Origin of the sequence: Bacillus sp. BP-3 (assembly GCF_028401955.1) — a bacterium.
Lineage (GTDB): Bacteria > Bacillota > Bacilli > Bacillales > Bacillaceae_G > Bacillus_A.
In genome coordinates this window covers 16,476-36,724 of sequence record NZ_JAQOTJ010000002.1, presented here as the reverse complement: position 1 = coordinate 36,724, position 20,249 = coordinate 16,476, and the positions used below count along the sequence as shown (strand labels likewise).

16 protein-coding genes and 1 pseudogene are annotated in these 20,249 nt (G+C 33.6%); 4 read left to right on the top strand and 13 right to left on the bottom strand.

The window, feature by feature from the left end; translation table 11 throughout:
- Window positions 1-114: 114 nt before the first annotated feature.
- Window positions 115-588: a MarR family winged helix-turn-helix transcriptional regulator gene (locus PLX19_RS03040; RefSeq protein WP_272187036.1), complete on the top strand. Its 474-nt coding sequence runs from the start codon at window positions 115-117 to the stop codon at window positions 586-588.
- A 551-nt stretch (window positions 589-1,139) separates the two neighbouring features.
- Entirely contained in the window at window positions 1,140-2,165 is a 1,026-nt protein-coding gene (locus PLX19_RS03035; RefSeq protein ID WP_272187035.1) for a GH25 family lysozyme, read from the top strand.
- Window positions 2,166-2,417: 252 nt separating this feature from the next.
- Here the strand turns inward: PLX19_RS03035 and abc-f are convergent, their stop codons facing one another.
- Together abc-f and PLX19_RS03025 are read right to left on the bottom strand one after the other, a co-directional pair.
- Complete coding sequence (gene abc-f / locus PLX19_RS03030) at window positions 2,418-4,046, bottom strand: ribosomal protection-like ABC-F family protein (RefSeq protein ID WP_272187034.1); 1,629 nt, start codon at window positions 4,044-4,046, stop codon at window positions 2,418-2,420.
- A gap of 409 nt (window positions 4,047-4,455) precedes the next feature.
- A pseudogene (locus PLX19_RS03025) lies at window positions 4,456-4,978 on the bottom strand (Tn3 family transposase); the annotation flags it as partial.
- A gap of 130 nt (window positions 4,979-5,108) precedes the next feature.
- Between PLX19_RS03025 and PLX19_RS03020 the strand changes: the two are divergent.
- The gene (locus tag PLX19_RS03020; protein ID WP_272187033.1) at window positions 5,109-6,089 is read left to right on the top strand and encodes a D-alanyl-D-alanine carboxypeptidase family protein; all 981 of its coding nucleotides are present in this window, start codon (window positions 5,109-5,111) and stop codon (window positions 6,087-6,089) included.
- Window positions 6,090-6,912: 823 nt separating this feature from the next.
- The gene (locus PLX19_RS03015; RefSeq protein ID WP_272187032.1) at window positions 6,913-7,542 is read left to right on the top strand and encodes a hypothetical protein; all 630 of its coding nucleotides are present in this window, start codon (window positions 6,913-6,915) and stop codon (window positions 7,540-7,542) included.
- A gap of 223 nt (window positions 7,543-7,765) precedes the next feature.
- On the opposite strand, the gene PLX19_RS03010 is transcribed toward PLX19_RS03015, so the two are convergent.
- The 11 genes from PLX19_RS03010 to PLX19_RS02960 all read right to left on the bottom strand — a co-directional run bounded on the left by PLX19_RS03010 (window position 7,766) and on the right by PLX19_RS02960 (window position 20,065).
- Window positions 7,766-8,521, bottom strand: a complete 756-nt coding sequence (locus PLX19_RS03010; RefSeq protein WP_272187031.1) for an SDR family oxidoreductase — start codon at window positions 8,519-8,521, stop codon at window positions 7,766-7,768.
- A gap of 579 nt (window positions 8,522-9,100) precedes the next feature.
- Window positions 9,101-10,519 carry a helix-turn-helix domain-containing protein gene (locus PLX19_RS03005; RefSeq protein ID WP_272187030.1) on the bottom strand — a complete coding sequence of 473 codons (1,419 nt, stop codon included), beginning with the start codon at window positions 10,517-10,519 and terminating at the stop codon, window positions 9,101-9,103.
- A gap of 521 nt (window positions 10,520-11,040) precedes the next feature.
- Window positions 11,041-11,691 carry an AmiS/UreI family transporter gene (locus PLX19_RS03000; protein WP_272187029.1) on the bottom strand — a complete coding sequence of 217 codons (651 nt, stop codon included), beginning with the start codon at window positions 11,689-11,691 and terminating at the stop codon, window positions 11,041-11,043.
- 345 nt (window positions 11,692-12,036) lie between these two features.
- Window positions 12,037-13,317: a replicative DNA helicase gene (gene dnaB, locus PLX19_RS02995; RefSeq protein WP_272187459.1), complete on the bottom strand. Its 1,281-nt coding sequence runs from the start codon at window positions 13,315-13,317 to the stop codon at window positions 12,037-12,039.
- On the bottom strand, window positions 13,314-14,153 hold the full coding sequence (locus tag PLX19_RS02990) for a DnaD domain-containing protein (RefSeq protein WP_272187028.1): 840 nt from the start codon (window positions 14,151-14,153) through the stop codon (window positions 13,314-13,316). Before PLX19_RS02990 ends, dnaB begins: the two co-directional genes overlap by 4 nt.
- A 549-nt stretch (window positions 14,154-14,702) precedes the next feature.
- On the bottom strand, window positions 14,703-15,413 hold the full coding sequence (locus tag PLX19_RS02985; protein ID WP_272187027.1) for a Crp/Fnr family transcriptional regulator: 711 nt from the start codon (window positions 15,411-15,413) through the stop codon (window positions 14,703-14,705).
- Window positions 15,414-15,650: 237 nt separating this feature from the next.
- Window positions 15,651-15,815 (bottom strand): rubredoxin, encoded by a 165-nt coding sequence (gene rd, locus PLX19_RS02980; protein ID WP_242220177.1) that lies wholly within the window; start codon window positions 15,813-15,815, stop codon window positions 15,651-15,653.
- Between the two features lie 26 nt (window positions 15,816-15,841).
- Window positions 15,842-17,062, bottom strand: coding sequence for an NAD(P)/FAD-dependent oxidoreductase (locus PLX19_RS02975; RefSeq protein ID WP_272187026.1), 1,221 nt, complete (start codon window positions 17,060-17,062; stop codon window positions 15,842-15,844).
- A gap of 21 nt (window positions 17,063-17,083) precedes the next feature.
- On the bottom strand, window positions 17,084-18,319 hold the full coding sequence (locus PLX19_RS02970) for an FprA family A-type flavoprotein (RefSeq protein ID WP_272187025.1): 1,236 nt from the start codon (window positions 18,317-18,319) through the stop codon (window positions 17,084-17,086).
- A 161-nt stretch (window positions 18,320-18,480) separates the two neighbouring features.
- Window positions 18,481-19,188, bottom strand: a complete 708-nt coding sequence (locus PLX19_RS02965; protein WP_272187024.1) for a class I SAM-dependent methyltransferase — start codon at window positions 19,186-19,188, stop codon at window positions 18,481-18,483.
- A gap of 154 nt (window positions 19,189-19,342) precedes the next feature.
- Entirely contained in the window at window positions 19,343-20,065 is a 723-nt protein-coding gene (locus PLX19_RS02960) for a YwiC-like family protein (protein ID WP_272187023.1), read from the bottom strand.
- Window positions 20,066-20,249 lie beyond the last annotated feature (184 nt).

Here is a 20,249-nt window from a genome sequence, read left to right as displayed (position 1 = left end):
ATTCATTTTTCTTTCACAATCAAATATAGTCAACTTGATTGACTATATTTTGCATAGTACAATGAAATTCAAACAAAGTCAACTTAATTGACTTTGTTTAAGGAGGGATTATAGATGAATCATCAAGTAAATAGTGACTTAGATCTTACATCAATTTTATCATTATCTTATAGTACATTGATTGATGAACTACATGACAGATTAAGCGAATTGGGATTTGGAGATATTAGACCTGCACATGGTTTTATGTTTAAACGTATCAACCCTGCTGGAGCAACAGGTATAGAACTAGCTGAATACTTAGGAATTACAAAACAAGCTGTGAGTAAAATGGTAGATTATCTTGAGGAACGTGGTTATGTAATACGCCAAACTCATCCCACTGATAAGAGAGGGAAAATTATTGTTTTAACCGAACAAGGCTGTTTAGTAATGAAAACAAAAGAAGAGATAGTAGCTGAGATAGAACAGCGCTGGATTGAAAAGATAGGTGCTGAACGAATGCACATGCTCAAAGAAGATTTAACAAAATTAGTTTGTGAAGCAACTAAAGGTAAATTATCATCAAGCGCAAAACCTGTTTGGTAAATATATATAAAGGAGATAACTAAAAAACAGATTCGCTTGAAGTAAGTTCAAAAGCATTCATAGGACTAACCGTAACATATGGTCTATTCCAGCCTTTTTATTTCAAAAAAAGATTCGTATTCTATTATCTCAAGCATCTATATTACAAAAAAATGAATGAAAAAAGAAACAAGCGCTAACAAAAGTAATTGTTTCTTTTTTCATTCATACTCAAATGGCAAAATGGAATTACATCCACTTCTTCCGTTTCTTCTTTCGGATTCATTATACCTTCGCTAGGTTCAAAAGACATACTCGTTAACATTCCGAAGTAGTACAATATAGTAAATCACAGATTGAACATGAACTCGAGTGGATTATGTCCCTCATGGAAAAAATATAAAATAAGCTGCTTTCTTACAAAAATACTTAATTGATAGACTGTAGTATCACCCAAAATAGTAGAAATGGTATAATTACCCATACACATTCATTAACAATTTAATAGACTGAGAATATAAAGTAGTATAGTACCTCAAAAAATTAAATAAACGAATTAGGAGTGTTATATCATGTCATTTGGAATTGATGTGAGTCACCATGAGGGAAATATTAATTGGAATCAAGTAAAGAATGATCCGAATCAAGTAAACTTTATGATTGCAAAAGTAACAGAAGGTTCTGAGCAAGGTACCAATTTTGTTGATCCAACCTTTCAATACAATATCAACGGTGCAAACAGTGTTGGCATCCTGACAGGGGCTTACCACTTCTTTCGAGCAATCTCTGTGAATGATGCAAGACAAGAGGCTGCTTTCTTCATTAAAAATTTACAGAGCGTCACATTAACTGCACCTGTATTTGTCGATGTAGAAGTCAATGATGCAAATTTAGATCCGGACACATTAACAGATGCTGTGAATGCATTTTTAACAGAATTAAAAAATGCGGGGTATACACATACCGGCGTTTATAGCAATCTATATTTCTTCCAAAATAGTCTAAACGTTTCACGCTTGCAAGATACTTTATTGTGGGTTGCACGTTATAATCCAAGAGGTGCAGGAATGGAATGTGATATTTGGCAATACACAGATACTGGAAGTGTACAAGGTATTAATAGCAATGTCGATTGCAATATATCCTATGTAAATTTGGATAACGGGAATAATAACAACAATGGACCTAATAGCTCCTATATAGGAATTGCTACAATCGCAGGTGATAATGTGAATTTACGAGATCAACCTTCTATGAGCGGCGATGTCATTGGAACATTACATCGCAATGAGTCCTATAAAGTATATTACGAACAAAATGGATGGTTAAACTTAGGCGGAAATGAATTTGTTTTTTATGATCCTAGTTATATTTGTTACTGCAACTATATTGGAATCGCTACAATTACAGGCGATAATGTAAATTTACGAGATCAACCTTCTATGAGTGGCAATTTGATTCGAACATTACATCATAACGAAGCTTATAAAGTATATTACGAACAAAATGGATGGCTAAACTTAGGCGGAAACCAATTCATTTACTATGACGCTAGTTATATTGATTATCAATTACTTTCTTCATGTTCCGATTGTTAAATAGTGGACAAACTCTACGCAGCATAGAAGTAGGGGCACTGACATAAAGTGAAACTTTAATCAATGTGGGGGATTTCTTCATCCCCCACTGATTATCAGCCCTCACCAATCAGGCTTTTACGGGCAGTAATAGTGGGATAAATTTTGTAGACTAAGTAAACAAAAAAAGAAAAGCGGAGTTCCTCTAAACTAAGGAAAATCAGCTTTTCTTTTTTCTAAGCAATTCATACATTCTTATACAAGTACTTTCAATTAAAGCTCCTTTATTTGCTTTGTAAGTTCGTTGAATCTTTTATCAAGTTCCATGTATGCTTCATCTTTAGGAGTTAAAAAGCTGAGTTTCCCTAAAACTTCTTGTCTTTCTGTTTCAAGCTTTAAACGTATTTCAGTGAGATTATCTCTTGTTTGAGATGGTTCTTCCAATTGCTTTTGTATGCTATTGTTTGAAAACACTAGTTTACTGTTAGTCGTTTTTTCAAGGAAGTACCGATCATGCGAAACAATAAGCAATGTGCCATTATATTGTGCTAATGTAGTTTCAAGCTGTTCGCGCGAAGGTAAGTCAAGATGATTGGTCGGTTCATCTAAAATTAATACATCTTTTTCATCTAAGATATACTTCATGAGCTTACATTTTACACGTTCACCCATACTCATATGCTGAATTGGCTCTTTCCATTGTGAAGATGTAAATCCTAAATGTTTCATTAAATTTTGGACTTTTCCTCTTTCTTCAAAAGTCTCTTTATAAAATAATTGTTCTGGTGTTTTTTCAAGTGGTAAATCAAATACTTCTTGTGTTAAATAACCAATATTTGCAGATGGTGAAATCCATACTTCTCCTCGGGCTGTTTCATGTCCCATAATCATCTTCAATAATGTTGTTTTCCCGCAACCATTAGGACCAACTATTGCAATTTTCTCACCATGTTGAATTGTAAAATTAACTTTCTCAAATAATGTTCGTCCCTCAAAACATTTTTTCAATTGTTTCACTTCTAAAAAACGCTTTCCTACCTTTTTATTTGCTTGAATGGAAAACTCTACAGTTGGATCTGGCTTAACACGCTCTATTTTCGTTTTTTCAAGCTCTTTTTCCAGACGTTTTTGTTTTGACTTCACCTGTGCATCCGTTCGCTTTGCCTTAACACGATAGTATTCTTTAAATCCCTCTTTTTTTGTTGACTGTGCATGTGCTTTTTGCGACCATGATGTTAATTCTTTTATTTGCGATTCTATACGTTCAATGTTTTTTTGTTGCTTTTCATATTCGCGCTGCTGCGTAAGCCTTTTTTGTTCTCGAAATTTCATATAACTCGTGTAATTCCCTTTATGCTCAATTAACTTTCTATCTTCTATCGACCAAATTTTCGTTGCAACAGCATCTAAGAAATACCGATCATGTGATACAACGATGATCGTTCCACTATAGCTTTTTATCTGTTCGATCAGAAATTCTGTACTATTTTCATCTAAATGATTTGTCGGTTCATCTAACATGAGAAGGGTTGGATTTTGCGCAAATCCTTCCGCAAGTCGAAGTTTCAGTTTTTCGCCACCGCTTAACGTTTGAAAATCGTTTGTTGGCACACCCCATTTTGCAAGAAGTTCCGCTTCTACTGTTGTTACTTCCTTAGATATAAATGTCTCTTTTTCTTGTTCAACATATGCCATCGTTACGTTCGTCTGTTGCCATTCCAATTGCCCTTTTGTTGGTTCTATTTTTCCATTTATCAACTGTAGAACAGTTGATTTTCCAGCACCGTTTCTCCCTATAACCCCGATAATATCTCCTTGTTTCACGGTAACATTCATTTGTTCTAATAAGGTATGTTCCATTATTTCCACATAAACATCTTTTAGTTTTAAAAGTTCCTTCATACTATCCATCCCTTTCTATAAAAGGAGAACAAAAAAATCCTCCCAATGATATTTGGCAGGATTAGTCGTTATATGATTTATACCCAAATAAGCTATTGTATGAAATAGCAATACGTTCTTATGAAAATGGGCAGACTAATCCTATTTTTTATAAATTGAAATATCAAATTTCAACATGTAAAAATAAGATTAGTTAATCATCGTCCACCCATCATCCTTTCCGTCGTCAATATCCATATTGTACCATGATAATACTGTATTCGTAAACGAGATGGTTTGACTCAGCGACAATCACTCTTTCACTTTTATAACACTTGCTGTTGGCTCATTTTACTCGTTAAATGAATATAATTATTTATGACAATGCACCTTTATCTTCAAAATGTTTATAAAATGTTGTTCGATGCACCCCTTTTGCACGCAAAGCATCAACAGCATGGGATATATACTCTATATTCCACAATAGCTGAAATGAGAAGTTGCAAACCACTTGCTCTATGTAGTTAATCCCCATAAGAACAATCACGAATTTCTCCTAATCGATTAAAAAATACAGCTCGAGCAAGGGCATGTTTTGCTTCTCCTTTATTTAAACTAACATGTACACGTCTTCTGAGTTCAGGACTCTGCAGCCATTCTAACGTATATAAAGTTCTTTCAATGCTTCCTATTTCACGTAAAGCTACAGATAAGCTGTTTTGCCGTGGATACGCCGCAAGTTTTTTTAGAATAAAAAACGCTGTTGCCGTACCATTGCGAATAGAACTGATCAATCGCAATAAATCATCCCAGTTTTCTTTTATTTTCATCACATGAATTGTTCTACCAATCATAAATACAAGCTGTGGCTGTTTTGCGGGCTTATCAAAAGTATAAATTTTATTTTTACTAAACGTTTTAATTCTAGGTGCAAATCGAAATCTTAACATGTGATTAACAAGTAATCTTGAAATAACAGTTTTAGTAGAGGGTTCCTTTCTTATTTGACCTTGACGATGTAAAGATATTGTTGTTATGGTTAAATTTGAAATTATAATAGGTAGATTAAAAGGAGTTTTGGTGATGAAAAGGTTAAAGTGGGGAAAAGTAACCATACTATGCGCTATTATTTTGGGTATATGTTGGTTCTTTTTTCATGAGAGCCTAGAGAAGGAAGATACCAATGTTGTAAAAGCAAAGGAAAAAATGATAACAGATGGTTCCCCTCTACAAGTAGCAGAATTACCAAAGACAGGGCTATCTGAAAAGGTAATTCCACAAAAGTATGTACCAGTAGTAGAAGCAAAAGCAGCGATGATTATTGATGCAAGTGATGGAGAAGTTATTTATAAAAACAATGAGACTGAAACCTTTGCTCCGGCAAGTATGTCGAAAATGATGACAGCATATCTTCTTTTAGAAAATATACATACAGGAAAAGTCCATTGGGAAGATTCGGTGCAAATAAGTGCAAAATCAGTACAAACAGAAGGTTCTAGAATTCCAGTGCAAATGAATGATACATTAACAGTGAAAGACTTATTCCACGCTTTAATGATTCAATCTGCTAATAATTCGGCAGTTGCTTTGGCTGAACATGTAGCAAAGACGGAGCAAAATTTCATTCAACTTATGAATCAAAAGGCGAAGGAATTAAAACTCTCAGATAAAACCAAGTTCGCAAATGCTTCTGGTTTGCAAGAGTCCGATGGAAGTGAAACAAAGATGCCAGCAGCTGACGTAGCAAAATTGGCATACAATCTTATTAAAGATTACCCAGAAATATTAGAAGTAACACATTTACCCCAGAGTCAATTAGCATTTAAAAATACAGTTGTTACAAGTACAAATGAAATGTTGAATGCAGCGAATAAAGAGCTTTATATAGAAGGAATAGACGGACTGAAAACTGGCTTTACTGATAGTGCTGGATATTGTTTTACAGGGACTGCGAAACAAGGAGATAAACGACTTATCACGGTTGTTATGGGAACGACAAGTCAAACGAAACGTTTTACAGAAACTAATAAACTAATGTCTTATGGATTCCAGATTGTTAAGTAGGGAAAGAAATAATTATAGAGGAAAACAGCTTATTTGAAACCAAAGGGAGTGAAAATAAGCTGTTTTTATTTTTGCCTATATTATACTCATTGTAGATTTGTAATAAAGTTTGATTATTTTGAAACCCTTGTTATACTAAAGCACCCGTTAGTTGAACAAAGAACAATGTGACGTAAAGCATAAATTTCCCTTTTGGAAAGTTTATGTTTTATTTTATTTAAGGAAATTTTGATGTAGATGATCTCATATTAAAAACAAGCGGAGGCTTATTAGGCTATAGCGCTTATAAAATTTATAACAACATATTGAAAACAAGGAACCAAAAATTAAATCATAGCAAATGAAGTTTACATAAACATCAAGTAACCCCCAAATATACAATAAAGATTGATTTTAGAGTTAGGGTACCGCTCCATCGCTATTAAGTTAAAAAACACATTCTTCTCCAAAACGAAAAAAATGAACTAAATTCCTATGGATAACTATGAAAGAATAAAACTTTCGTTTTTGGGATACTTCAACACCTTAGGTTGATAGGCATGTAAAGTGACCCCAATTAGAAAAATCCTCCTTTGTGTTAGAAGCTTTTTCGCCCTTAAGGAAGTGGCAGCTACTACCTTGTTCTGATGCGAAATGAAATACAAAAAAAGACCACCAATTTCATCATAACACTTCTAACAATACGATTTTTTTCTAAAAATTAAATAGAAAACATCAAATATTCTGTTTTTTATTTCTAAAAATTCATAATATTTACAAAACTCAAAAATCAATATACATTTTAGTTGTACCAAAAAAATCCAAGCAAAGAGGAGATGGTTGTATGTTCAAGAAGTTAGTAGTAGGAGCATTAGCAGCTGGTTTTGCAATAACTGGAGGATTGGGAACAGTATCAGCAAGTACAGAAAAAGATTATACGATTAAATCGTTCGACTACGTAACTGTAGATGAAAAGAATGTGGACACCCTGACTAAAGTGAATAACCTATCTAACAAAGACATAAAAGTAACCATAGTTTTACCTAAACAGAATGACAAGGGAGATTGGTTAGCATATGGTTTTACGAGCAAAGAAGCTTTGGATGCTTTTATTGAAAAAGATAAGCACAGCTTTAAAAATACAACACAACCTCAACATGAAAATGTAATCAAGCCTCTAGGAAGCGGTCCTGGAAGTACCGATTTCTATGAGCATGCAAATAAAGGCGGACAGTATATTTATTGGAGCAGTGGATTTACAAACTTATCTTCTAGCTGGAATGACAGAATTTCCTCCTTAAGTACAGCGTCACCTTCTGCAAGCTACGCAACAACGCTGTGGGAACATACTTCATCTCAGGGATATGGCCAAGGAGTCATGTTTAGACATTATGAGTGGTATGGTAAAACTGCTAATATGGATGCGTTTTGGAATGATAGAGCTTCAGCAATTCAAATCACGACGAATCCATGATAAGTAACGAGAGATTTCAGTTGTTCATGTAAATAAGTTTCAAAATCACTATTCTCTCATCGATTTAGAAAAAATGGGAGAATAGTAATTTTTTTGTGTACAGAAACAACTTTATGATTCGTAAACATAACAACCTACTTATAAAACGAAAACCTGTATCAATGATTACTCAGTAATCCCACGATACAGGTTTCTTTTATTATATACTCAACAACTACTTCTATTAACTTCGTAAAAATCCACCTTCTGAGTTCATCACTTGACCCGTGATCCACTTCGCATCATCACTAGCGAGAAAAGCCACGAGGCGCGCTGCATCTTCCGGCGTGCCAATGCGTCCCATTAAAAATTTAGGCAACAGATGCTTTCTAATTTCATCCGTCATCCACGTTGAATCTGTTGGTCCTGGGTTTACCGCGTTAACTGTAATTCCTAAATGAGCAACTTCTGCTGATAACGACTTCGTAAAAGCGGCAATCGCTCCTTTCGTTGCAGCATAGGCTAATTCCCCAATCATTGGTCCTAGTTCTTGTCCAGATGTCATATTAATAATTCTTCCACCATCTAAATCCGCTTGCTCAAAGCGACGAGCGAATTCCACACAAAGAAGAAAAGTTGCTCTCATATTAACAGCATAATGATTATCAAGTATATGAGCATCCAACTTTGCATATCCATCTTCCGTTGAATATGCTGCGTTATTCACTAAAATCAAAAGAGGACCAAACTGCTTTGAAACAGTATCCATGATTGTAAAGGCAGCATTTGCATCTGACAAGTCCATTTCTAAACTGTCACAGCGAACTCCTAATTCCAAAATCTCTTTTTGAAATGTCTCTGGCCAACTAGCCTCAGACTGCCAATGCGTAAAGAAAATATCAATACCTTGAAAAGCTAATTCGCGGCATATAGCAGCCCCAATCCCTCTTGGACTACTTACTCCTGTTATAAGCGCAACTTTATTTTGTACATGCGTCATTTCATATTCCCCCTATTAAATAGGGACACGATGATATGTATAAGTAGAGATGTATAATTCTCATCACAAATAAAAGCCGATACACACAGGTATCCGCCTAGTAAATGGAATGATCACTCCACACCATATGCGTCCCTTGTATGATTATCTTCAATAAATAGACAGACTCCACCCTTTATATGTATAGGAAAAGCACGCTATTCATTTTATTTTCTAATCATTACAAGATTTGCCACATGTAGAATCTCAATTCCCCTTTCATTACATCTCTACCATTATTATACTTTTCTTACTAGTGATAATCAATATATTCATTTATTAATTTATTACTAGTTATAATCAAAATCCTTCCAGATTTGCAACTTCATCATATAAATCTCTTCTCAGCCCTGTTCAATCTATCCCACCAAGCATCCCCTATATTGTTATAAATTGAAATCTCCAAGCAAAATGAACTACGAACAACCCAAGAAACCTTGTTCAAATCAAAATTTCTGGGGTTGCTTTGCATCTTGATTTACTTTTTTACAAAAACGTCCTTCTATATTCAAGTGCCTATCCTCATACTTAAAACATTCTTTAATCTAAATCAAAAATCCGATTTTTTATAGAATCGATTTCATGTGCAGTCAACATGTGAGAAATATAAATAACCGGTGCCCTTGTATCCGATAAATGACAGTTACTAATAATAAAATCATATTTCATATCATAATTTGGTATCCTATCTATATTTACATTTTCCCCCAAACTTTGTTTTAACTTTCTATAAATAAGATTTTTTTCAACGGTTATCCCAGAGAATATAAATACAATGTTTATTTCATTACAGATTGAATTAAGAATGGCAGTTGCATGAGATGCGATATATTTGATTTCATCTTTTGTATATTGTTTATCGTTGTATGTGTCATTCCACTTGGAAATGCAAGATACATTTTCCTTATAATTTCGCATTAGAATACTGTCTGAAGAATGGATTGGATCAAAAATATGACTAATTGAGAAATTAAGTTCATTTGAAATACACACCTTATAAAAATACGGAATGACTTCTGCTTTTAATTTTTCCTTCTGTTCACTCGGTAATGGATTGTGTGTTAAAAGGGTATCAATGAGATTCATGAATTTTTTATAAACCTCCTGATGACATTCACTCAAATATGTAAGTACTACCTCACCCTGTGAGCTTGTATTTATTAATCCAAAAAATAAAAATAACTGCAGTGCATCTCTTTCATATTTTGGAAATTCAATATTGTAACAATTCTCAATTTCTGTAATAATTTCATTAAGACAATTTGCCTGCTTACGGCTGTATAAAGGCTTGATTTTTATTTCTTTCGTTACGCAATGTTTATTAAAAAATCGATTTATAAAAACAAAAACAATACTGCGTAATAATAAAATATCCGCAGGAACTTCGTTACGATAGAGAATCGCTAAAACTTTTTTTCTTAATTCCATGGGTATGGAAGGTTGATCTGAAAATTGTTGGATAAAGTAAAAGAAAGCAATATAGTAATATCTTATATTGATTTCATCTCCTTCTAGTTGAAGATCCCTAAATTTAATAGTTAACCCACTTTCATTTAAAATTTTATTATAATCTTTTAAATGAGTTCTCAAAGTTAACTTATTCATATATAAAATTTGAGACCATTTTTCTAATGTGTAATACTTATTATGAAATATGTCTAACATCACTCTATAAAGTACACTTTCTGTCAAATACGAATTAACCACTGATAATACAGACTCTTCCATCGGTCTAATTAAAATGTATCCTCTCGTTTTCACACTAATAATTTTCCACTTCTCGGGCAATTGCTTTTTTAATTGCGAAATATCATTCCTAATTGTTCGCGTTGAACACTGTAGTTGATCCGCAATCTTTTGAGACGATACAAATTTTTGCTCATTATTTAAAGCCTCTAATATAAAAATTTGTCTTTTTATTGCTTTATCTTCTATTAAACTATAAATAAAACTACGCATGAATATATTACCTTTCTTTAAAACCACACATTATTTTTATTTATTGTTAATTAATGTTAGGTATTAGAATTTTTTATCAACTATTGATAATTTTACTATAACAGTAGAATGATCTCTAATCTAGTTTTCGTTTCTCACTATCTCTATTTATTTCTTTTGTATACTTGTGCTCTATAAATACTTTGTTCACAAAAACAATAATAAAAACGCTCTTTTTTTTCAGTTATTAAAGGAAAAAATACTAATTTTAAACATTTTATGAAGTGATATTCTTATATTACAAAAGTTACTTGACCAACTTTTGTATTCGTAATCTTATAACTTTGTGTAATTGTTTGATTAGAAAACCGTTACCTAATCAAACAACATAAAAAGCCATATTACTCTATTAAGAGTATTGTGGCTTTTTATGTTGGAGCTATATTATAGCACCACATTCATAACAAAAAACGCGATCAATTCCTAAATGATTATTAGAAATTGATCGCGTTTTTTTAAATAAATAGATTGATAAATTAACTTCACTTCGTGTTTCCAAACTTTTCAATGGTGTGCGTATCCATATTTTTATGAACAGTACTTACATTTCCTTTCAACTTAAACGTACAAACACAGAAATATATAATTGAAAGAATAGATATACATACCCATAAATTATATACATAAGAAGTTTCCCATACACCTATAAGGGAAAGTAGAGCAGGACAAGTTAGTGTAACCCATGACTGTACAAAAGCTATTTTACCAATATAATGATTGATGTTCTTTTTCTGTGCATTAGCAATAAAAAATAAGAACCATAGAAATGCCCACATGAACCAAGTTAACGCATTAACGATATCATGAAAATGTATAATCGCTACAATCATGTAGAATAGTGCAATAATTGCTACCCAAAGAGAAAACCAGCCTAATCCATCACCCTTCAATCCTGCAATGAAAGTAACTCCCACATATAAATAAGTTAAACCGAATAAAAAAGTAGCTGCATATAAATAAACTGTCCAATTACTTTGATCAGATACTACAATTAAATAGAAAGGAATAATAATTTGCAGTACACCTACAAATATATTAAAAACACCTGCACTCTTTTCGTCCGCTTTTCCTAACATCACAAGGCTATTTAAAAAGAGCGCTGCACCAGAAATCAATAATCCAACATTACCCATATATATTCTTGTGAAAAACAAAACTGTTTTTCACAACGATACCTCCTCACATCATACATTCATTTTTTCATAGTTTTAACAACAAAGAGCAATTCCTCTTCTTCAATAACATGTGACAGAGGAACTGCTTATATTTAGAAAAATTTACAACAGACCATATATTTGAAATTAAGCGTTTCCAAAAAAGGCATGCATTAAGTTATGAAAACGATATCAATATAGTAACAGCATTCAATACAAAAGTAAATAATATAAAAAATGGTATATAGGTCATGAAATATCTTTAGTTAAACGATCGATATATTCCTTTGAATGAGGCCGGTTAGGTTATGTTCAATAGTTACATCACTCCACAAACCGCCCATACTCCTTCAAAAACCGTAACTTCACCACCCCAACCGGTCCGTTCCGATGCTTCGCTACATGAATTTCAGTTACATCTTTATTCTCTGTTTCCTGCTCATAATAATCGTCTCGGTATATGAGCATAATCACATCGGCATCTTGTTCAATCTGTCCTGTCTCTCTTAAGTCAGACAAAAGCGGACGCTTATCTTGACGCGACTCAACCGCACGGGATAGCTGCGACAATGCTACGACGCACACATCCAAATCGCGAGCTAGCAATTTCAGTTTGCGAGAGATTTCGCTCATTTCTTGAAACCTATTTCCTCTATATTTCGAATCGCCTGTAATAAGCTGTAAGTAATCAATGATGACGAGCAGCTTTTTATTTGGATGCTTACGTTTTAGCTTGCGAACCTGCACCCAAATTTCTTGCGTTGTCACACCTGCTTTATCATAGATTTCTAGCGGTAAATCACCAATCTCCGCAAAGACCTGACTTGTTTTCTCCCAGTCCTCGATTGTGAAACGATGCTTCGGATTTTTCAGCCTTTTTCCCGATACCATACCTGCGCAAGAGACCATCCGTTTTAGCAATTGTTTGTCGCTCATCTCTAATGAAAACAACCCAACTGCCGCACCTGATTTGGCGGCATGAAATGCAATATTTAAAGCAAACGCCGTTTTTCCCATCGAAGGCCGCGCCCCTATTACAACAAATTCACCATCTTGCAAGCCGCATGTCATCTTGTTTAAAGCAGAAAAGCCGGTCTCAATACCGGTCATCTCTTCTACGTCCTGGTGAAACTCTTCATACAAACCGACTAACGCATCCTTTAAGTCAAAGTCTAACATACACTCTTCCTCTTCTAGTTCACAAAGAGCCGTAATCGTCTCGCCGATAATTTTCTCATCCTTCTCCGCCAGAAGCCGTTCACACATACTGTGTCCCATCATTCCTGCACGGCGCATTTTCCACGCACCTCGAACAAGCCCCTCGTAATAGGAAAAATTAGTCGTCGTCGGTACACTCTCGATGATGTTGACAAAGTACTCAATCCCACCAATTTGCGTCAGAAAAGAAGAATCCATTTTCGAAACAAGTGTAACGAGATCAAGCGGCTGCCCGTCTTTCTCTACTTCCCGTATTAGCTTAAATATCGCTTGATGCAATGCAGTAGAAAAATGGTGTTCCGTCAACCTGCACTCTTTAATGAGCTCCCCATCAAGGAGGAGTGATCCTATTACCGTCTGTTCCGCTTCGACGTTTTGAATACTCACGGACGCCACCCCTTTTCCGCTAAGAACTTCTGCAGCTCTTCTTCAGACGGTACATTTTTCTCCCACTCCTCGCATTCCTCCAGAAACTGTTCAGTCTCCTGAACAATAGACGACTCCTTCTTCCGAAACTTCACCGCCGCCTCCTCTACTTCGCTTACCTTCTTATATCCCTTTCCGTGCCAATCTCGCAAAATCCCCTTCACATACGCAAGTGTCCGCTTATTATTTTCATGAGCAATTTGAAGTGCTTTTAAGACGAGTTCCTCTGACAAATCATCCATCCACGCAGTTAGTTCCTCTGCCGTATACGGTGACAAACTGCCAAAGTTTTGTTCATAAAACGTAAATACGTTACCACCCGAATCTATTTTTTCATCTCCTTCACAGCTTTCAGGCTCTTCTTGAGGCACTTGGGCAGGCATACCGAAATGTTCTACCAACAGCGGAATGTTCATCTCTTCCTCCAAACATTTTTGCAGAAACAGCTGAACAAATTGTTTACTTTTCACAGTCTTTAACTCACGAAGGACACATTTCTCAACGTTCGGATTTGTAATCGGATTATAACGAAGCCAATTTATGATATATAACTCCTTCGTTTTCGCATCATATAAAATCTTTCCATATTCGATAAACCGCTGCAGCAATTTATCAACAGTCTCCCTGTTGTAGCCCGTTTCCATCTCCGCCAAACGCTTCGGCAACGGATAAATACCGCACTGCGTCGTTTTCGAACATGTTAATAAATATATGTAAAAATAGCGCTCCTCCGGCGTTAAGTCGAGCACAAAATCATCTTGCCAAAAGTTCACCTGTACATTCCGATATACCGCCATATGTATTCCTCCCGTTTTTAAAATGCTGTTCCTTACTATATATAAGGAGGAAAGCGGAAATTTGGTAATTTAATTTTTATTTTTTTGAAATTCTTGTAGTAGTAATTTTTTTTTGTTTTGTTTTTTTGAAATTCTTGTAGTAGTAGTTCTTTTGTTTTGTTTTTTAAAATTCTTGTAGTAGTAGTTCTTTTACTTTTGTTTATGTAATGATTTATTACTTGTAAGGGGCTTGGTAGGGGTTTGTAAGGGTTTGTAAGGGGATGTTAAGAGGGGTTAAATAGAAAAATCAATATGCTTGTGACATTCCTTTTCATGCTTCCCTCTGAACCTTGAGATAGTATTACTGCCCGCGAATAGCGGGATAACATTGATATAGCAACTGGTTTAAAAGTCAAAATAGGTATGGTCGTAAAGAGTAGAATAAATGATTAAGAAATGATTCCAATGGCTAGGTATTTTAAAATTTATTAAATTTATAGATATCGAGGATACTAATAAATAGAATCTTAACGATGTTTATCTTAAAGAACAAATAATTAAGTTATCCATCTACTCTATATATTTTCGTAAGGCTAACTCATTTTTAACTATTAGCTGTTTATTTCCAATTGACGTCATAAATCCTAGGTCTTCAAATTTACTAAATTTACGACTAATTGTTTCCCTTGTCACCCCTATATAGTTTGCTATTTCTTCTCGTGTCAATGGTAAATTTATAAGTATTCCTTTATCAGTATCTTCACCGTATTTTTCACAAAATTCTAGAATTATATAAGCAATCCTAACTTCTGGATTATTTGTTGCAAGATTGTTAGCTAAATTTTCTGTATGCGCTAAACGTTTTGTAACGGTTTTTAGCAACTTTAATGCAATATCTGGATTTCGCTCCATTATACGATCCATATTATCTTTCGTTAACATACAAATTTTTGTATCTTCCATAGCATACGCACTAAAATTACTCTTCTCATCGCAATTAAATATGTTTAATTCACCAAAGCATTCACCACTCGTTAAAATATGCAAGATTTGCTCCTTCCCTTGAATGGTTAATTTCGATAACTTTACTTGCCCCTTATTAATAATAAATAATGTATCTAATTTCTCTCCTTCATGAATTAATGGTTCTCCCTTTTTAAATTGTTTATGTTTTGACAATGCAGCTATTTTTAAAATTTCTTCATCAGATAAAGATTTAAAAATAAGAACTTTTCTTGGACAAGGCTCCGCTGCATTTTTATGATAACAATTTTCTTTCATATTACCTCACCTAACCTTACATATAGTATATAAAATGAAATTTTAATCAGTGTCTTTTCATTATTAGCCCTCACCAATCAGGCTTTTACGGGCATTAATACGTGATAAAGTATCCTTCCTAAATTATTATATCTTTTCCTAGGAGCCACACTAGTGACTCAAATCACATCAAAAAATTCTTTTCATAGTAAAAAAGTAACGAGAAATTATATAAGCTTCTCGTTACTTTTTCTTTTGCTATTCCTCTACTGGTGCAAAGTGTTCAGTATCTTCTCCACATACTGGACACACCCAATCTTCTGGTAAATCTTCAAAACTTGTTCCTGGTTCTATATCTTCATCTGGATCTCCAACTTCTGGATCGTAGATGTAGCCGCATGGTAAACAAATATATTTTTTCATTATAATGTCCTCTTTCTATTATTAGATTAAGATTTTAGTTTCTCTTTTACCTTGCTCATTATTTCACTTATATTCGTATTTTTCATATCAATCTCTTCTAATGATACTTGCTTTTCAATAGCAGACTTGTAAGGGATGGATGCCGCAACTCCTTCTAATGAGATGACACCTACTATTTTATTTTCCTTGATAAATAACCTTGTATACTTCTCTTTATCATCTTCTTCAACGATAGTTGTATCACATTGGTTTTCATCAACGAATCCAATTGAGAATAAAGATACATCGAATGCATGAAAGATAGTAGTTGGAATTGCTTCCTTATAAATTGCGGGATTAGAAACCATATTACTTCCTGCAATCTTCCCTTGATCCATTGCTCTTCCCCATAGTCCGCCAATTTCACCGTTTACTTCTGCTACATCCCCAGCAGCATATACAGATTCTACATTCGTTTCCATCTTCTCATTGACAACAATACCTCTATTTACATGAATAGGAGTATTGTTTACTAAAGAAATGTTAGGAGTGACCCCAATTGAATAAACAACACTATCACAATCTATTCGTTGTTCACCATTCACTTTCATTCCAGTTACTACTTCTTCTCCAAGAATAGAATCAATAGTCGTATTTACATATACTTTTACTCCGGCACTTTCAATTTTTTGTTTTAATAGAAGAGAAACTTTTTCATCTAATTGTCTTCCCATTAGTGCAGGAGCAACTTCTACAATGGATACTTGTTTACCAGCTTTCATCATAGACCAAGCTGTTTCTAATCCTTGTACACCTCCACCAATGTTTACAACATGCTTTTTATCTTCTAAACATGCTTTAAATTTATCCGCTTCCTGCATGTCTCTAATCGTAAAGACATTTTTTTTATTTATGCCATCTACTGGTAGCCTTCTATTATTTGCACCCGTACAAATTAATAGTTTGTAATAAGAAACTTTCTCATTATTTGATGTAACAATATATTGCTGCTCTGTATCAATTTTTACTACCTTTGTATTTGTGAAAACCGATATATTATTATTTTGGTACCATTTTTCTTTTTTAATTAAAACTTTTTCGCTGTGTAAATCTGAATATAGCTCTTTTGATAATTTAATTCTGTTATAGGGTAAAGATGATTCTTCACCAAAAATGAATATATTTGAATCCTTGTCATGATCTCTAATTGTCTTTGCAGCATTTACAGCGGCTACTCCACTTCCGATAATTACAAAATTCTTTTCCATATTTTCACCTACGTTTTTCTATTAAATAGAGCTTAGTAATAAATCCGTAACAAATGTTGTTGCATGTTTAATTTGTTGTGTTTTTTCTTCATTCTTTGGAGAGAATCTGATACGAATAGGAAATTCAACATGAGTCATACCTGTAGACTTAATAACATTTGATGTACTTTGTACATTCATGTTTGTTTCATTTAGGTAATCTTGTACGACCTCAATTGCTTCACCACTCCAGCCGTATGATCCGAATGCAGCTGCGATTTTCCCTTCTAAGTTCATTCCCTTCATTTCTATTAAAATTTCTTCTAAGTTTCCAATCATATCTGCGTATTTAGTTGAAGATCCGATGAAGACTGCATCTGCGTGTTGAATACTTTCTAGAATTTCAGCTTTATCCGATTTATCAGCATTAAATACTGTTACTTTAATATTATCTGCCTCGAATGTTTCTTTAATGATACTCGCGATTTTTTTCGTGTTATTTTTAATGGTTGTATATACAATGGTTACTTTTTTCCCTTGTGTTGTATCTTTACTCATTTCTCCATATAAATCGATATATTTTTGGACATCCTGGCGTAAAATGTACCCATGAGACGGAGCGATCATTTGAACATCTAAGTCTTTCAATGCTTCCATTAACGTTCTGACATATCTTCTATGCGGGTGAATAATCGCATTATAGTAGCCTATGAAATCTTCCGTAATATCTTCATTCGCTTCATCGTTAAAGAATTCATAATTCGCTACATGTGTACTGAAAATATCACATGGGAATAAAATTCTATCCTCTATGCAATATGTGATCATCGTTTCTTCTGTATGAAGATATGGAGTTTCTTTAAATTTCAACGTTTTCCCACCAATATCTAATGTGTCACCATCTTTTACAACTAAAAAGTTTCTATGATGCAATTTATACATTTCCTGTAACTCAGGTACTGCAATTTCTGTACATACAATTGTAGCGTTTGTAGCTCTTGATGCTAATGCTGCCAATCCACCTGAATGATCAGGTTCTGTATGGTTTACTACGATATATTGAATTTCTTGTGGATCAATTAATTCACTTAAATATTCTACAAATTCTCTTCCAAATTCTATGTCAACTGTATCAATCACTGTTGGTTTTTCAGTTTTTAGAAGATACGAATTATAAGTTGTCCCTTTTCCTAAGATTAAACGATGAAATGGAACTTCCCTATCATCAATTTTCCCTACCCAATATATATCTTCAGTTAGCTTAATTTCTCTATTCATGTTTTTTAATTCCTCCTAATTGTTATCTCTTAACAACAACTGTATTATAAAAATTTTCCTAAGATAAAAAGAGGACTTGAATCACATTTTGTAAAAACAAATAAAAAAAATACTTTAGTAAATGAAAATTTTTCTTTACTAAAGTATTTTTTATGACATGTTTATTTTGTAGCTACAAGAACGAAAGCTGGCCCATTCGGTAAATATGCCTCTTTTTTAAAATTACCGAAAGTTTCTACAGTACGAAAACCACATTCTTTTAACATAGGCAGTAGTTGTTTTTTCGTAATAGGATATAATGGAATACTATTTGATAGTTCTTTACCATCCACATTCAATGTTGCAGTAAATAATACTTTTTCTCCTTCTAGCGTATAATTACGCTTAAACGAGAAATGTTTCTTCTCCAGTACCGGAAATTGGAAATTATTTTCAGCTAATACTTTTTCATAATTTACAATTTGAATCATTAGTTTTCCGTTTGCTTTTAATTTTTCATAAGAGCCACAGATAAAATTAAAGATTTCTTTCGAATTATCCAAATGAACAAGTGTATTTCCAATACAATAAATACCATCAAATACTCCAGGTACATCTTCAATTTGTTGCATTCCAAATGTATTTACACTAAATATCCCTTCGTAAACTGCAGCTTTCTCCCGAATTTTTGCAGCCATCGTCTTCTCTGGTTCCATCGCAGTAACAGCAAACCCCTTTTCAACTAGCGCTTGGGCTACATTACCTGTTCCTGCGCCCACATCCAGTATAGAGCTTCCTTTTTGTAAATAAGAGACTATAAAATTTATTTGTTTCTCATTTACAGGAAAAATTTCATCATAATATGGCGTTAACATTTGATAGAAAGTCATTATTTATACAGTCCTTTCAGGATTTAGTATTCAAATCATAATCAATTACTACCCGCAAATAGCAGGATTATATATATGAAATGTAAACAAACTATTTGAGTCAGTTTCCTTATCAAGATATTACTAAACACTCACAAACTTACTGTAATAATTATTACAGTAATGCTCTGGCTAACAATACTACTGAAACAAAAAAGTAAATAGAATTGATACTCTCTAAAATACCCACTTGTAGAATCGAAATATTTCTACCATAAAGTAATATAGATCGTATCAAACTTGGTATAAAGGCAATGGTAAACCACGGTGATACAATGAAAGTCGCAATTACAAGTAAAGAATGATACCCCCATGAAACTAAGCGATACGTTGGATTCTTTTTCTCACGAATCATTGTCTTCACATAAAACGTACTTCCCATAAAATATAAAAATGATATAGTTGCAACAACCCATATCTTTTCATCAACTGTTTTCATTGTGAAATAATAACTAATGATTCCCCCTATACAAAACAAAATAATCGCACACATGTCATTTAGTAAAGCTCGTTCGTTTTTTTGGCGAGAAAAGTAAATATTTACAAAAAAACATGGGAGCATAATAATGGAAAAGAACACAATACGCCATTCATATATAAGAGCAATGATCGCACACACACAAGCCACACTAAAATAAAGAAAGAAAGAATGTAAATAATACTTCTTTCGCGGTTGTTTTACGTACATTAATAAAGGATACGTAGCTAAGTACACAAACAACCATGCCAAAAAGAGAGGTATGTGATACCATGTCCCTTTACCAATTAAAACACCCAATGCAAATGGAATAAGCAGCATTCCCCATGCCCCATGCTGCTTTGGAATAATTAACTTCATTCTTCCAACACCCTTACCCAAAGTTTTTTATCAACAATGTCATATACCGATACCTACAAAAGAATTCATGCCATTAACCCTATAAAATTTTGTAAAAGTGATATTTCCAATAGTTTTTTAACATACTTTGCTACTGAATGAACCAAAGAACTTGAGAACAATATTTATATAGATTGAACTACCC

What these genes read in the sequence shown, in the direction of transcription:
- PLX19_RS03040 (WP_272187036.1), top strand. Translation starts at nt 115, where the DNA reads ATGAATCATCAAGTAAATAGTGACTTAGATCTTACATCAATTTTATCA.
- PLX19_RS03035 (WP_272187035.1), top strand. Translation starts at nt 1,140, where the DNA reads ATGTCATTTGGAATTGATGTGAGTCACCATGAGGGAAATATTAATTGG.
- abc-f (WP_272187034.1), bottom strand. Translation starts at nt 4,046, where the DNA reads ATGAAGGAACTTTTAAAACTAAAAGATGTTTATGTGGAAATAATGGAA.
- PLX19_RS03020 (WP_272187033.1), top strand. Translation starts at nt 5,109, where the DNA reads ATGAAAAGGTTAAAGTGGGGAAAAGTAACCATACTATGCGCTATTATT.
- PLX19_RS03015 (WP_272187032.1), top strand. Translation starts at nt 6,913, where the DNA reads ATGTTCAAGAAGTTAGTAGTAGGAGCATTAGCAGCTGGTTTTGCAATA.
- PLX19_RS03010 (WP_272187031.1), bottom strand. Translation starts at nt 8,521, where the DNA reads ATGACGCATGTACAAAATAAAGTTGCGCTTATAACAGGAGTAAGTAGT.
- PLX19_RS03005 (WP_272187030.1), bottom strand. Translation starts at nt 10,519, where the DNA reads ATGCGTAGTTTTATTTATAGTTTAATAGAAGATAAAGCAATAAAAAGA.
- PLX19_RS03000 (WP_272187029.1), bottom strand. Translation starts at nt 11,691, where the DNA reads ATGGGTAATGTTGGATTATTGATTTCTGGTGCAGCGCTCTTTTTAAAT.
- PLX19_RS02990 (WP_272187028.1), bottom strand. Translation starts at nt 14,153, where the DNA reads ATGGCGGTATATCGGAATGTACAGGTGAACTTTTGGCAAGATGATTTT.
- PLX19_RS02985 (WP_272187027.1), bottom strand. Translation starts at nt 15,413, where the DNA reads ATGAAAGAAAATTGTTATCATAAAAATGCAGCGGAGCCTTGTCCAAGA.
- rd (WP_242220177.1), bottom strand. Translation starts at nt 15,815, where the DNA reads ATGAAAAAATATATTTGTTTACCATGCGGCTACATCTACGATCCAGAA.
- PLX19_RS02975 (WP_272187026.1), bottom strand. Translation starts at nt 17,062, where the DNA reads ATGGAAAAGAATTTTGTAATTATCGGAAGTGGAGTAGCCGCTGTAAAT.
- PLX19_RS02970 (WP_272187025.1), bottom strand. Translation starts at nt 18,319, where the DNA reads ATGAATAGAGAAATTAAGCTAACTGAAGATATATATTGGGTAGGGAAA.
- PLX19_RS02965 (WP_272187024.1), bottom strand. Translation starts at nt 19,188, where the DNA reads ATGACTTTCTATCAAATGTTAACGCCATATTATGATGAAATTTTTCCT.
- PLX19_RS02960 (WP_272187023.1), bottom strand. Translation starts at nt 20,065, where the DNA reads ATGAAGTTAATTATTCCAAAGCAGCATGGGGCATGGGGAATGCTGCTT.